Raw genomic sequence first — 12,703 nt, forward strand, 5'->3', positions numbered from 1 at the left:
GGGTGCCCGGCGTACACCCCCTGTGCACCCCCCGTGCAGACGCGGGGCACCGTTCAGAAACGGTTAACCGCTCGCCCCGAGGGTCACCCCCTGATCTGAACGGGAGGTGGCAATGGCGGAACTGGCGAAAGGTGCCCGGCAGCGGGACCATATCAACGACATGGTGCGGACCCTGGAGACGTTCCAGTGGGACATGCATTCGCGCATCACGGCGGTCGGATATTTCCCGCCCCTGTGGCGTGAAATCTGGGAAACGCGCGGCCGGTCCAAGACCCGTGTGACCCTGCGGATCGACGACGACGTATTGCGATTCTTCCGGTCGATGGGAGACGGCTATGGCCCGCGCATGAACGGAATCCTGCGGTCGTTCATGCTGGCGCGTCTGGGTGGTTTGATCGAGGGCGAGGACCTTGCGCCGAAATACCGTCAGTCCTGGATGGGAAAGCCGCGCCCGTCGTTCGAGCAGGCGATGGCGGAGCATCGGGCCGTCATGGGGCGCGATGCGGATGATGGGTGAGCGGTGTGACGGATGCCCGGAAAGCGTCGGGTTGACGGTTTTCGCAAGAACGGGCGATAGCCCGGTGAAGATCCTGCGGCGGGACCTGCGGTTTCGCGGGAAGAAACCGACTTCGGCGGGCCACCGATCAAAAGCGGCCTGAAGGAAGGGTCATGCGGTTGCGGCTTCTCAAAGCTTTTTTGAGAAATAGTGCAGATGTGGGCGCAGCTTGGGCTGGTCCTTGTAGGTCGTCGTTTCTATCGGTTCGTCCAGCTTTGTAAATCCAAGCTTCGGATACAGGTCTCGCATCTCGACGTTCGGCGTGAGCGTATCCGCGACCAGCCGTTTCAACCCCATGCTCCGCGCCGCGGTTTCGCGCGCCTCGATCAGTGCCCGACCGGTGCCGGTTCCCCTCGCCTCTTCGATAACAAAGACCCTTTTCAATTCACCTGTATGTTCATCGAGACGTTTCATCATTCCACATCCCACGATTTGCCCGGTCCCTCTCCGGGCGATGACCAGACAGCCCTTCGGCGGTAAATATTCGTCCGCATTCGCCCAGAACTCTGCAAGCGCACTTTCCGGGGCGGCAGGGTCAATGTCGAAGCCGATGTCCCGCATTCGCTGGACGATAAGCGCGTAATATTGAGCCAGGATCGTATCAAGGTCTTCTCTGGGCGGCAGACTGCGGCACGACTCGATCTCAATGCTATTCACGGGACACCCCCAGATTTGTCCACACTGTTTATCTTCATCCGCAGTTCGTCCTGACACGAACATGCTTCATCCTATGCGACCGCCCTGCCCGCAATCAGGACGCGGCGCGTCCATTTCGACCTGTGCTCACTCAAGGGGCCAACCCTTCGTCGCTCGGTCGCATATTTCTGTCCTCGCCCAAGCCTGCGCCGGGCAGGGTTCCGCAATCCGGGTAGCGGAACACCCCGATCGGGCCGGAACGCACGGCACCTTGAAAGACCGGCGCTCCGGGTCCGGTCACGCGTAGATCGCGTCAGCAGTCGCGACGGCGCGCGGCTTCCATTACCTGCATCGCGAGCGCGATTGCCGGATGGGTCGCCAAGTCTTCCACCGTTTCGATCGAAAGGGCAGATGCCAGCGCTTCCTCGGCGGAGCCGCTGATTTCCGCGATGGCAGAGATCGGGGCGTCCGGTGCGAAGGATGCCGCCCGGGATATACCGAAGCCGGCAAAATCCTCTGGCAAGTCGTCCAGCTCGTCTCGGAACGCGAGGGCGGCAGGATCGGTGATCTTGCGCTTCGCCTTTCGTGCCAACACCAGAAGCTTGAACATCTCGGTGCGCTTGTCCGAGTCGGTCATGCGACGTTTCAGGGTCCGGCGCAATTTACGCATCAGGCAGTCGGCCTTGACGATATCGTTCCGGTTCACCTCCTGCAGGATCTCGTCGATGGCCTCCTCGATCTCGTCCCGGACCCACTCTTTCTGCTTTTCGGAAGTATTGCCGAGCTTCTTGTTCTCGACATGCTCGTTGTCAGTGATCTTCGGCTCGCCTTTTTCGTTCTCGATCTTGCCCTGAACCTCTTCGAGATGGTCGGCGACCTTTTGTTTTGCGTCGTGATTTGCCTTGTCCGTTTCGTCCGACATGGTGTTACTCCTTCTCACTTGTACTGGACTTAACGGGGTCCATCATACATCCGGGCCGCCGATTCCGGAAATCTGCCGTTCGGGCCGCTCGGGCCTGTTGTGACCGGACGTGGCCATCTTCGCGCGACTGCATCCCCTTGCCTCCGTCTGCCAAACGATGTTCCCTTCGCGTATCAGCCCCGGAACAGGGGCGTCTGCCAATAGGAGAGACCCATGCTTCGCACCACTGCGATCCTGACAATTGCCGCGCTGGCCGCCACTGGCGCCTCGGCACAGACCCTGCGCTGGGCGCGCGCGGGCGACAGCCTGACGCTGGACCCACATGCCCAGAACGAAGGGCCGACGCATACGCTGGCGCATCAGATCTATGAGCCACTGATTATCCGGGATGTCACCGGCGCGTTCGAACCGGCGCTGGCCACCGAATGGGCCGTGTCCGAGGATGACCCGAATGTCTGGGTGTTCAAGCTGCGTGAAGGCGTGACATTTGCCGATGGTGCCGATTTCAACGCCGAGGACGTGGTGTTCAGCTTCGGGCGGGCGCAGTCCGAGAATTCGGCGATGAAGGAGCTGCTGACCTCCATCACCGACGTCCGGGCCGTGGACGATTACACCGTGGAATTCGTGACGGACGGGCCGAACCCGATCCTGCCGAACAACTTTACCAACCTGTTCATGATGGACAGCGGATGGGCCGAGGCCAACGACGTGGTGGACGTGCAGAACATGGCCGACGGCGAGACGACCTTCGCCGCCACCAACGCAAACGGCACCGGGCCGTACACCGTCGAATCGCGCGAGCCGGATGTGAAGACGGTTCTGGTCGCCAACCCCGATTACTGGGGCGTGGACGACTTTCCGCTTGGGTTCGACCGGGTGGAATACACGCCGATCCAGAACGCCGCCACGCGGGTTGCCGCGCTGTTGTCGGGCGAGGTCGATTTCATTCAGGACGTCCCGGTTCAGGATCTGGATCGGGTGAAGGGGACCGACGGTCTGGTGGTCAAGACCGCGCCGCAGAACCGCGTGATCTTCCTTGGCCTGAACATCGGGGCCGACGATCTGGAGCGGGATAACATCGAAGGTGCCAACCCGCTTGCCGATGTGCGTGTGCGCCGGGCGATGAACATGGCGATCAACCGCGACGCCATCAAACAGGTGGTGATGCGCGGCCAGTCGCAGCCCGCGGGCATGATCGCACCGCCCTTCGTCGATGGCTGGACCGAGGAGCTGGATGCCGTGCAGCCGCAGGACATCGAGGGCGCGAAGGCCCTGATGGACGAGGCCGGGTACGGGGATGGGTTCACCATTCAGCTGGATTGCCCGAACGACCGCTATGTGAATGACGAGGCGATTTGTCAGGCCGTTGCGGGCATGATGGGTCAGATCGGCATCACGGTGAATCTGAACGCGCAGTCCAAGGCGCTGCACTTCCCGCTGATCCAGAACGGCACCACGGATTTCTATCTGCTGGGCTGGGGCGTGCCGACCTATGACAGCGAGTATATCTTCAACTTCCTGGTGCACAGCAAGGATGGGGAGCGTGGATCGTGGAACCCGACCGGCTTCTCGGACGCGGCGACGGATGCGAAGATCGAGAGCCTTGCGTCGGAGACCGATCTGGAGGCGCGCGCCGCGACGGTGGCGGAGATCTGGAACACCGTGCAGGAGGAGCAGATCTACATTCCGTTGCACCACCAGGTCCTGAACTGGGGCATGACGGATGCCGTCGGCACCGAGGTCAGCCCCGAGGATGACCCGAAGCTGAAGTACTTCACCGCCAACTGAGGCATTGCCAGTGCCCGGATCAGGGGCCCTTCGGGGTCCCTTTTCGTTTGTGCGCGGGGGTCGCGGGACCGTCGCGGATCAGACTTGATTTGACCTGCCGCCTGCATCTGTCACGATGCGGGTCCAGGTATTTCCGGGGGACCATCCGATGAAAACCATTCTGACCGCCGCATTGCTGGCCGTGGCCTTGCCCGCAGGCGCGGCCGAGTTGCGGTTCGCCACCACGTCCGATCCGACGACGCTGGACCCGAATGCCGGGAATTCCGCCCCGGTGTTCAGCCTGTTGATCAACGTCTACGAAGGATTGGTCCGGCGCGACCGCGACATGAAGCTGGAGCCGTCGCTGGCCACCGCATGGGAGCCGATCGGCGCGGGCGAAGGCTGGCGCTTTACCCTGCGCGAAGGCGTGACGTTCCATGGCGGGCAGGATTTCACCGCCGAGGACGTGATTTTCAGCTATGAGCGCGGATCGGCCCCGGAATCCGATACCTCGAGCTGGTTCGCGGGCGTCGAGCGGGTCGAGGCGGTCGATGACTACACCGTCGAATTCTACACCACTGAGCCGAACCCGATCTTCCCCGACAGCATCGCCAACTGGATGATGCTGGACAAAGGCTGGGCCGAGGAGAACGACGCCGCGCTGCCCAGTATCGAACAGGGCAACTTTGCCACGCTGAACACCAACGGCACAGGGCCATACATGGTCACCGAACGCCAGCCGGGTCTGAAAACCACGCTGGTGGCCTTCGACGGCTGGTGGGACGATGACATCGGCAACGTGACCGAGGCGGTCTATCAACCCGTCCAGAACTCCGCCACGGCGGTCGCGGCGCTGCTGTCCGGGGAGCTGGACCTGATCGAGCCGGTCCCGATTCAGGACGCCGCGCGGATCGAGCAGTCAGACGGTGTCGATGTGATCCGTGGGATCGAGGCGCGGGTCATCATGCTGGGCTTTCCGCATGACGCCGAGAGCCTGATCGCGGGCGGTGAGGGCAACCCATTCAAGGACGTCCGCGTCCGTCAGGCCGTCGCTCATGCCATCAACATCCCCGCCATCCTGCAAACCGTGATGCGCGGGTCCGCCGAACAGGCGACGCAGCTGATCGGACCGGGCCTGCGCGGGTATTCCGAAAACATCGCGCCGGGCACCTATGACCCCGATCTGGCGCGGCAACTGCTTGCGGAGGCGGGCTACCCTGACGGGTTCACCTTCTCGCTGAAATGCACCAACGACCGCTATCTGAACGACGAGGCGGTCTGCACCGCGATCAACGCGATGCTGGCGCAGGTGGGTCTGAAACCGCTGTATGAATCCATGCCGGTGGCGAACTACTGGACCACGCTGCGCGCGGAGGATCACGACATGTATCTTCTGGGCTGGTCGCCGGGCACATTCGACGCCGAACATCCGCTGCGCTTCCTCGTTGCCACACCCAACGAGGAAACCAAGATGGGGTCGTGGAATTTCGGCGGCTTCTCGAACGCGCGTATCGACGAATTGATGCCGATGATTCAGTCGGAAATCGACGAGCCAAAGCGGCAGGCGATGCTGGACGAGGCGAACCGGATCATGGCGGACGAGCAGGCCTATGTGCCGCTTTATATCCAGCCGCTGGTCTGGGGCGTGAAGGAAGGCGTCGAGGTCGTGCAGCGGCCCGACAATTTCCTCGTGCTGCGCTGGATGAATGTGCCGGAATAAACCGGAGCTCAGATCCCGGAGGCAACCATGCCGGGGACGCACGCCGCATGATGTCACCGCGTGCATTCCTGGCTGTGACGGTGACGGACGGGGGCACGCGGGCCGTTGCAGGCCGGAATGAATTTTGCTTCGCCCGATACGGCCGTGTGATACCGCGCGGGCATACCGCAAGCAGTCCGGAGCACCTCTGCGCTTGACCCGCCGGGCCCGAGAGGGGACACCCTAACGATGCTGGCCTATATCATCCGTCGTGTCTTTCAGTCCGTCATCGTGCTTCTGGCCGTGGGATTGGTTGCGTTCTCCATGTTCCGCTTCGTCGGCGATCCGATCGAGAACCTGCTGGGGCAGGAACGCACGGTGCAGGACGTCGAACGCCTGCGCGAGGCGCTGGGCCTGAATGACCCGTTCGCGGTGCAATACGCCAGATTTCTGGGCCGCGCCGTCACCGGCGATTTCGGCATCAGCTATCGTCAGTCGCGCCCGGTGTCGCAGATCATCGCGGAACGCGCGCCCGCGACGCTGGAACTGGCCTTCGTGTCCGGCGTTCTGGCGCTGACGGTCGGTATCGGCCTGGGCGTGTTCACGGCGATCCGGCGGGATGGATGGGCGGCGAATATCATCATGTCGGTGTCCCTGATCGGGGTCAGTCTACCGACCTTTTTGATCGGGATTCTGCTGATTTATCTGTTCGGGGTGCAGTTGCGATGGCTGCCGACCTTCGGGCGCGGCGATGTCGTGGACCTTGGGTGGTGGACGACCGGGTTCCTGACGTCCTCGGGCCTGAAATCGCTGATCCTGCCATCAATCACGCTGGGCCTGTTCCAGATGACGCTGATCATGCGGCTGGTCCGGTCCGAGATGCTTGAAGTATTGCGACAGGATTACATCCGCTTTGCCCGTGCCCGCGGATTGTCGGCAAAGTCCGTCAACTTTCGTCACGCGCTGAAGAACACGATGGTGCCCGTGATTACCGTGACGGGTCTGCAACTGGGCGCGATCATCGCCTTCGCGATCATTACCGAGACCGTGTTCCAGTGGCCCGGCGTCGGATTGCTGTTCATCAATGCGGTGCAGTTCGTCGATATTCCGGTCATGGCCGCCTATCTGATGTTGATTTCGGTGATGTTCGTGATGATCAACCTGTTGGTCGATATCCTGTATGTCTGGGTCGACCCGCGCCTGCGCATCGACGGGAGGCACACATGAGCAATCTTCCCGACGCCACCCGACAGGGAGTGGAGCCGCTGGACCGGATGGAGCCGGCGGAGGTGGTGCAGCCGTCCCGCTGGCGGTCGATCTGGGACGCGGATGTCACCTGGTCCTTCCGCCATTCACCCGTGGCCGTCGTCGCGGCAGTGGTCACATTGGCAATGATCCTGTCCGCGATCTTCGCGCCCTGGATCGCCACGACTAATCCCTTCGATCCGGCCAGCCTGAACCTGATGAACGGGTTTTCACGCCCCGGTGTGCCGAATGCGTTCACCGGCGAGTCGTTCTGGCTGGGCACCGACGATCAGGGCCGCGACGTCTGGTCGACGATCCTCTACGGCCTGCGGATCAGCCTGTTCGTGGGCTTCATGGCGGTGCTGTTCGCATTGGTGCTGGGGGTGCTGCTGGGGTTGCTGGCCGGATACGTCGGGGGCTGGGTCGAGACGATCATCATGCGCGTCGCCGACGTGCAATTGACCTTCCCGTCGATCCTTGTGGCGCTGCTGATCTTCGGGGTGGCACGCGGGGTGATCCCCATCGAATACCGCGACCAGATGGCGATCTGGGTGCTGATCGTGGCGATCGGCCTGTCGGACTGGGTGCAGTTCGCCCGCGTCGTGCGGGGTGCCACGCTGGTCGAGAAGAACAAGGAATATGTGCAGGCCGCGCGGCTGATCGGGCGCAAGCCGGGCGCGATCATGCTCAAGCACATCCTGCCCAACGTGCTGTCGCCGGTGCTGGTGATCGCGACGATTTCGCTGGCGCTGGCGATCATCGCCGAGGCCACGCTGTCGTTCCTGGGTGTCGGCGCGCCGCCCACCCAACCGTCGCTCGGAACGCTGATCCGAATTGGTCAGGATTTCCTGTTCTCGGGCGAGTGGTGGATATTGTTCTTCCCGGCCCTGACCCTTCTGGCGCTGGCGCTTTCGGTGAACCTTCTGGGCGACTGGCTGCGGGATGCGCTGAACCCGAGGTTGCGGTGATGGACATGCCGGTTCTGAGCCTTCGCAACCTTACCGTCGATATTCCGACGCGGCACGGCACGCTGCGGCCCGTGGACGATGTGTCGTGGGATATCGCGGCCGGTGAAATCCTCGGCGTCGTCGGCGAATCCGGGGCGGGCAAGTCGATGACCGGCAATGCTGTCATCGGGTTGCTGGACCCTCCGGCGCATATCTCGGCGGGTGAGGTGCTGCTGGAGGGGGAACGGATCGACAATTACACGCTGGCGCAGATGCGGCATGTGCGGGGCAAGCGGATCGGGATGGTGTTCCAGGACCCGCTGACATCGCTCAACCCGCTTCTGACGATTGGCGAGCAACTGTCCGAGACGATCCTGCGGCATCTGGATGTGTCCAGGTCCGAGGCGGATGCGCGGGCCATTCAGGGGCTGGACGAGGTCGGTATTCCATCCGCCAGGAACCGCATGGGCGCCTATCCGCACGAGTTTTCGGGCGGGATGCGGCAAAGGGTGGTCATCGCGCTGGCGCTTTGTGCCGAACCGACGCTTCTGATTGCGGACGAGCCGACGACGGCGCTGGACGTGTCGGTGCAGGCGCAGATTACCGCGCTGCTCAAACGCCTGTGCCGGGAACGCGGCATGGCGGCGATGCTGGTGACGCATGACATGGGCGTCATTGCCGAGACCGCCGACCGTGTGGCGGTGATGTATGCGGGCCGTCTGGCCGAGATCGGGCCGGTCAGCCAGATCGTGGGACAGCCGCGGCATCCCTATACCGACGGGTTGATGGCCTCGACCCCGGCGGCGAGCGCGGGACAGGCCCGGCTGCGCCAGATCCCCGGTGCGATGCCGCGTCTGAACCGGATGCCCGACGGCTGCGCCTTCCATCCCCGGTGTCCGCGCGCGCAGGACAAGTGCCGCGTCAATCCCGGCCCGAAGGTCGGGACGGCGGACGAACGGGCAGCCTGCTGGTTCCCCATCGAACAGGACGAGGCGGCGGCATGAGCCTTGTATCCGTTCAGAACCTGACGCGCGTGTTCGACGTCTCGAAACCGTGGCTGAACCGCGTGATCGAACGGCTGCCCAAACGGATGCTGACTGCCGTATCTGACGTGAGTTTCGAGATACCTGCGCGGACGACCTATGCCCTGGTCGGTGAATCCGGGTCCGGCAAATCGACCATCGGCAAGATGGTGGTGGGTCTGTTGCGTCCGACGGAAGGCCATGTCGAGATCGAGGGCGTTGACCTGGTGACCGAGACGGACGCGGCGGTGATCGACCGCATCCGCAGCGATATACAGATGATCTTCCAGGATCCCTTCGCCTCGCTGAACCCGCGCTGGCGGGTCCGCGATATCATCGTCGAGCCGGTGGCGGCGCGGGGCGGCGACACGGACGGACTGGCCGAGAAGCTGCTGACGCAGGTGGGTCTGTCGCCCGACGACGCCGGGAAATATCCGCACCAGTTTTCCGGCGGGCAGCGGCAGCGCATCTGCGTGGCGCGCGCGCTGGCGTCGGAGCCGAAGCTGATCGTCTGCGACGAGCCGACCTCCGCGCTGGACGTGTCGGTGCAGGCGCAGGTTCTGAACCTGATGAGCGATCTGAAGGACGAACACGGTCTGACCTATCTTTTCATCAGCCACGATCTGACGGTGGTTCGGCACATGGCCGATACCATTGGCGTGCTGTATCTGGGACGTCTGGTCGAGGAGGCCGCGCCGGGAGATCTGTTTACGAAACCGGCGCACCCCTACACCGCCATGCTGATCGAGGCTGCCCCCCGTCTGGATGCCTTCGGTCGCGAGGTGGAGCCGCCGGAGGGTGAAATTCCCGATCCGACCGATCCGCCGTCGGGCTGCGCGTTTCACCCGCGCTGTCCGCTGGCCACTGAAATCTGTTCGGTGGAACGGCCCAGACTGGAGGCCTTCGGGTCCGGCCGGGTTGCCTGCCATCATGCAGGGGAAATCGCATTGAAGGGGGCCGCCTGACGGAAACGGGTCCGTCAGGTCGGGTTCGGTTTTTCGCCCGACACGATGGCTGCCAGTTCACGTGCCGCGGCTTGCAGGTTGGGCAAAAACGACAGCGCCCGCTCCATATCGAGGCGCTGCGTCGGAGCGTGGAACGAGAGCGTCGCGAGGATGCGTCCATTCTCCTCGTTGATCGGAACGGCGACGGCAATCATGTCGGGCATGAATTCGCCCCGGTCCGTTGCATAGCCTTCCGCGCGGATACGGTCGATTTCGGCCTCGAGCTGGACGCGGTCGGTGAAGGTTCCGGGCGCGCGCGCCGTCAGCGGAGTGGAGGACAGGTAACTGTCCAGCGCGCGCCGCGACAGAGACGAGAGATACATCTTGCCCGACGCGGTACAGTAGAACGGCACCCGCGTGCCGGTCGGCAGCTGGATGCGTAACGGCCATTCGGTCTCGACCCGCTCCAGATAAACCATGCTCTCGTTGTCTGGCAGGGCGATGTTGCAGGTTTCGCCGATTTCCGCGCTCAGACGTTTCAGCACGGTCTGGCGTGACGCGCGAATGTGGGACGACGACAGGACGCCACCCGCAAGGCTGCGCAGGCGCGGGCCCGGCAGATAGGCGCGACCCCCGATGTCGCGTTGCAGAAAGCCTTCGTCCAGCAGGGTCGAGAACAGGCGATGGATCGTGGGTTTCGGCAGGCCGAGCGTCAGGTTGATTTCCGTCGGCGTAATCGGCTCGCCGCTGCGCGCGACCTCCTCCAGCAGGAGGAGGAGGCGCAGGTTCGTGGGAATCGGATCGCTGCGTTGACCGTCCATGTTCACCTGCCCGGCAGAAGTAGCGTCGAAAGTTCCGGAACCAGAGAGATCAGGATCCAGACCGAAATCAGCGCCACGAGATATGGCACCGTATAGGGCAGGAGCTGGAAGTATGGAACGCCCGTGACGCCCGACGCGACATAGAGGTTCAGGCCATAGGGCGGCGTGATGAACCCGATCGACGCACCGACCAGGAAAATGACTGCAAACTGGATCGGATCAATGCCGACCTGCGCCGCGATGGGGGCCAGAATCGGGGCCAGAATGATAGTGACCGGAAGGCTTTCCAGCACCATGCCCGACACGAAGACAATGGCCATCGCAGTGAACAGGACGGCGTAATACCCCCCCATGCCGATGACGAAGGCGCTGATGACCTCCTGCGCGCCCATGACCGACAGGATCTGCTGCATCACCACGGAGACGGCGATCAGCGGTGCCAGGATGCCGGTGATCTGCGCCGAGCGCATGGTGATCGACGGCAGTTCCAGCGGGCCGAAGCCGTGCACAACCAGCATTTCGGAATAGCTGCGGTCGGCGATGTCGGGCCGGTCGTCGTCGCGCCCATGGTTGATCATCCTGTACAGCGGCAAGGAAATGAAGCCGACGATGATGCAGAAACCGACGGTGACGCCCGCCGCCTCGGTCGGGCTGAATTTTCCGGTGTAGATGCCCCAGAGGACAAGGCCGATGGCGAAGAAGCCGAGCCATGCGCCGATGGCCGTCTTGACGATACGGCCGAAGGACAGGCCGATCAGGATGCCCCACTTATTCTTCCACGACAGGATGAAGGCTGCCGTCATCATGGCGATGACCATCAGCGTGCCGGGAATGATGCCTGCGACGAACAGGTCGCTGATCGGCAGGTTCAGAAGGAAGCCGTAGACGATGAAGATGATCGACGGCGGGATGATGATACCGACCGTGCCGCCCGCCGCCGCCGTGGCCGCCGAGAAGCGTTCGTCGTAGCCGCCCTTGACCATTTCCGGGTGCAGCATCGAACCGATGGTGGCCGTCGTGGCCGAGTTGGAGCCGGAGATCGCCGCGAACAGGCCGCAGGCCCCGAGCGTCGCCATGGCGAGACCGCCACGTATCCAGCCGAGGCAGGCGTAGGCGAAGTCGGACAGACGCCGCGCTATGCCGGACCGGTTGATCAGGTCACCGGTCAGGATGAACAGCGGCATTGCCAGAAGGGCGAACCCGTCGGTGAAGACATCGGCCAGCGCCGCGCCGATGTTCAGCAGCGGCAGCGCCAGAAGGAACGACATGCCGATGACCCAGTAGCCGATGACCAGAAAGACGGGAACGCCCAGCATGAACAGGATGGTAACGCCGATGGAAATCAGCGTGACGATGGTGCCGTCCGTCATACGTCACCCCCGATCACGGCCTGCTTAATCATCGTGTCGCCGCGACGATAGTTTCGCAGGTCGTCGGCCAGGTTCTGGAACACCCGGCCTGACAGAAGCAGCCAGGCCAGCGGGACGGAAATCAGGAACCACCACTGCATGACGTTGTCGGTGCCGGCCATGAAACGGAAATTTGCGGCTGCACCGATGGTTTCCTGCGTCGATGTGACGATCACGATCCAGGCGAAGCCCAGCCACAGCACGGCATCCAGCAGAAGACAGGCGAACTGCCCGGTGCGGGGCATGATCGTGCGGAACTCGGCAAAGGCCAGATGGGTCCGCAGCTTGACGTTATAGCTGCATCCGACCCAGGTCATGATCAGGAACAGGAAGGGCGGGACTGTCGTGGACCAGGGCGGCTGCCCGTTGAGGAAAAAGCGGTCGATGACGCCTACGAAGATGATGCCGCCGATGGTCAGATAGCTGACCACCATGATCGTCGGTTCGAAATACCTTTCGATGAACGGAACCGCGCGATAGATCGCCATCACGGCCAGCCCACCCAGAACGGTGACAAGAAACCCCAGCGTCCACAGAGCCTGCGGATTCGCCCGCAGTGCGTCGCCCAGTGTCCAGGCGTCGTTTGCAAAAAGGGCGGATATGATCGCGCCCATTCCGTCGAACCATCCCATCGACGTGCCCTCCCAAGCTGTCATGGCCACTCAGGGCCTGTGCGGGTTACGATGACGCGTGCTTCATCATCTGTCCCGTGATCGAACCGGGCACGCATGATGC

The 12,703-nt window shown here is 63.0% G+C and carries 12 protein-coding genes; 7 read left to right on the plus strand and 5 right to left on the minus strand.

What is annotated here, in order from left to right; genetic code table 11:
• Nucleotides 1-112: 112 nt before the first annotated feature.
• Nucleotides 113-517, plus strand: a complete 405-nt coding sequence (locus AC13C2_RS15450) for a BrnA antitoxin family protein (RefSeq protein ID WP_424337685.1) — start codon at nucleotides 113-115, stop codon at nucleotides 515-517.
• Between the two features lie 168 nt (nucleotides 518-685).
• On the opposite strand, the gene AC13C2_RS15455 is transcribed toward AC13C2_RS15450, so the two are convergent.
• Both AC13C2_RS15455 and AC13C2_RS15460 read right to left on the minus strand, forming a co-directional pair.
• Nucleotides 686-1,213, minus strand: a complete 528-nt coding sequence (locus AC13C2_RS15455) for a GNAT family N-acetyltransferase (RefSeq protein ID WP_482887366.1) — start codon at nucleotides 1,211-1,213, stop codon at nucleotides 686-688.
• Between the two features lie 292 nt (nucleotides 1,214-1,505).
• Complete coding sequence (locus tag AC13C2_RS15460) at nucleotides 1,506-2,114, minus strand: hypothetical protein (protein WP_482887367.1); 609 nt, start codon at nucleotides 2,112-2,114, stop codon at nucleotides 1,506-1,508.
• A 213-nt stretch (nucleotides 2,115-2,327) separates the two neighbouring features.
• Here AC13C2_RS15460 and AC13C2_RS15465 point away from each other — a divergent pair, with 213 nt between their 5' ends.
• The 6 genes from AC13C2_RS15465 to AC13C2_RS15490 all read left to right on the plus strand — a co-directional run bounded on the left by AC13C2_RS15465 (nucleotide 2,328) and on the right by AC13C2_RS15490 (nucleotide 9,759).
• Nucleotides 2,328-3,902 (plus strand): ABC transporter substrate-binding protein, encoded by a 1,575-nt coding sequence (locus tag AC13C2_RS15465; protein ID WP_482887368.1) that lies wholly within the window; start codon nucleotides 2,328-2,330, stop codon nucleotides 3,900-3,902.
• 148 nt (nucleotides 3,903-4,050) lie between these two features.
• The gene (locus AC13C2_RS15470) at nucleotides 4,051-5,601 is read left to right on the plus strand and encodes an ABC transporter substrate-binding protein (protein ID WP_482887369.1); all 1,551 of its coding nucleotides are present in this window, start codon (nucleotides 4,051-4,053) and stop codon (nucleotides 5,599-5,601) included.
• A 228-nt stretch (nucleotides 5,602-5,829) separates the two neighbouring features.
• The gene (locus tag AC13C2_RS15475) at nucleotides 5,830-6,807 is read left to right on the plus strand and encodes an ABC transporter permease (protein ID WP_092759646.1); all 978 of its coding nucleotides are present in this window, start codon (nucleotides 5,830-5,832) and stop codon (nucleotides 6,805-6,807) included.
• A gap of 47 nt (nucleotides 6,808-6,854) precedes the next feature.
• A complete protein-coding gene (locus AC13C2_RS15480; RefSeq protein WP_092761127.1) occupies nucleotides 6,855-7,793 on the plus strand; it encodes an ABC transporter permease in 939 nt (312 codons plus the stop codon).
• A complete protein-coding gene (locus AC13C2_RS15485) occupies nucleotides 7,793-8,776 on the plus strand; it encodes an ABC transporter ATP-binding protein (protein WP_482887370.1) in 984 nt (327 codons plus the stop codon). Before AC13C2_RS15480 ends, AC13C2_RS15485 begins: the two co-directional genes overlap by 1 nt.
• Nucleotides 8,773-9,759: an ABC transporter ATP-binding protein gene (locus AC13C2_RS15490; RefSeq protein ID WP_482887371.1), complete on the plus strand. Its 987-nt coding sequence runs from the start codon at nucleotides 8,773-8,775 to the stop codon at nucleotides 9,757-9,759. Before AC13C2_RS15485 ends, AC13C2_RS15490 begins: the two co-directional genes overlap by 4 nt.
• Nucleotides 9,760-9,773: 14 nt before the next feature.
• On the opposite strand, the gene AC13C2_RS15495 is transcribed toward AC13C2_RS15490, so the two are convergent.
• Genes AC13C2_RS15495 through AC13C2_RS15505 form a run of 3 tightly spaced genes read right to left on the minus strand, consistent with a single transcriptional unit; the run spans nucleotide 9,774 to nucleotide 12,624 of the window.
• A complete protein-coding gene (locus tag AC13C2_RS15495) occupies nucleotides 9,774-10,559 on the minus strand; it encodes an IclR family transcriptional regulator (RefSeq protein WP_482887372.1) in 786 nt (261 codons plus the stop codon).
• A 2-nt stretch (nucleotides 10,560-10,561) separates the two neighbouring features.
• Nucleotides 10,562-11,929: a TRAP transporter large permease gene (locus AC13C2_RS15500; RefSeq protein WP_339647005.1), complete on the minus strand. Its 1,368-nt coding sequence runs from the start codon at nucleotides 11,927-11,929 to the stop codon at nucleotides 10,562-10,564.
• Nucleotides 11,926-12,624: a TRAP transporter small permease gene (locus AC13C2_RS15505; RefSeq protein ID WP_339647002.1), complete on the minus strand. Its 699-nt coding sequence runs from the start codon at nucleotides 12,622-12,624 to the stop codon at nucleotides 11,926-11,928. Before AC13C2_RS15505 ends, AC13C2_RS15500 begins: the two co-directional genes overlap by 4 nt.
• Nucleotides 12,625-12,703: the final 79 nt, after the last annotated feature.

The sequence above is a fragment of the Jannaschia sp. L-14R genome (assembly GCF_056857695.1).

Coding starts and splice junctions, on each gene's coding strand:
- AC13C2_RS15465 (WP_482887368.1), top strand. CDS start 2,328: ATGCTTCGCACCACTGCGATCCTGACAATTGCCGCGCTGGCCGCCACT.
- AC13C2_RS15480 (WP_092761127.1), top strand. CDS start 6,855: ATGGAGCCGGCGGAGGTGGTGCAGCCGTCCCGCTGGCGGTCGATCTGG.
- AC13C2_RS15475 (WP_092759646.1), top strand. CDS start 5,830: ATGCTGGCCTATATCATCCGTCGTGTCTTTCAGTCCGTCATCGTGCTT.
- AC13C2_RS15460 (WP_482887367.1), bottom strand. CDS start 2,114: ATGTCGGACGAAACGGACAAGGCAAATCACGACGCAAAACAAAAGGTC.
- AC13C2_RS15485 (WP_482887370.1), top strand. CDS start 7,793: ATGGACATGCCGGTTCTGAGCCTTCGCAACCTTACCGTCGATATTCCG.
- AC13C2_RS15490 (WP_482887371.1), top strand. CDS start 8,773: ATGAGCCTTGTATCCGTTCAGAACCTGACGCGCGTGTTCGACGTCTCG.
- AC13C2_RS15470 (WP_482887369.1), top strand. CDS start 4,051: ATGAAAACCATTCTGACCGCCGCATTGCTGGCCGTGGCCTTGCCCGCA.
- AC13C2_RS15500 (WP_339647005.1), bottom strand. CDS start 11,929: ATGACGGACGGCACCATCGTCACGCTGATTTCCATCGGCGTTACCATC.
- AC13C2_RS15495 (WP_482887372.1), bottom strand. CDS start 10,559: ATGGACGGTCAACGCAGCGATCCGATTCCCACGAACCTGCGCCTCCTC.
- AC13C2_RS15450 (WP_424337685.1), top strand. CDS start 113: ATGGCGGAACTGGCGAAAGGTGCCCGGCAGCGGGACCATATCAACGAC.
- AC13C2_RS15505 (WP_339647002.1), bottom strand. CDS start 12,624: ATGACAGCTTGGGAGGGCACGTCGATGGGATGGTTCGACGGAATGGGC.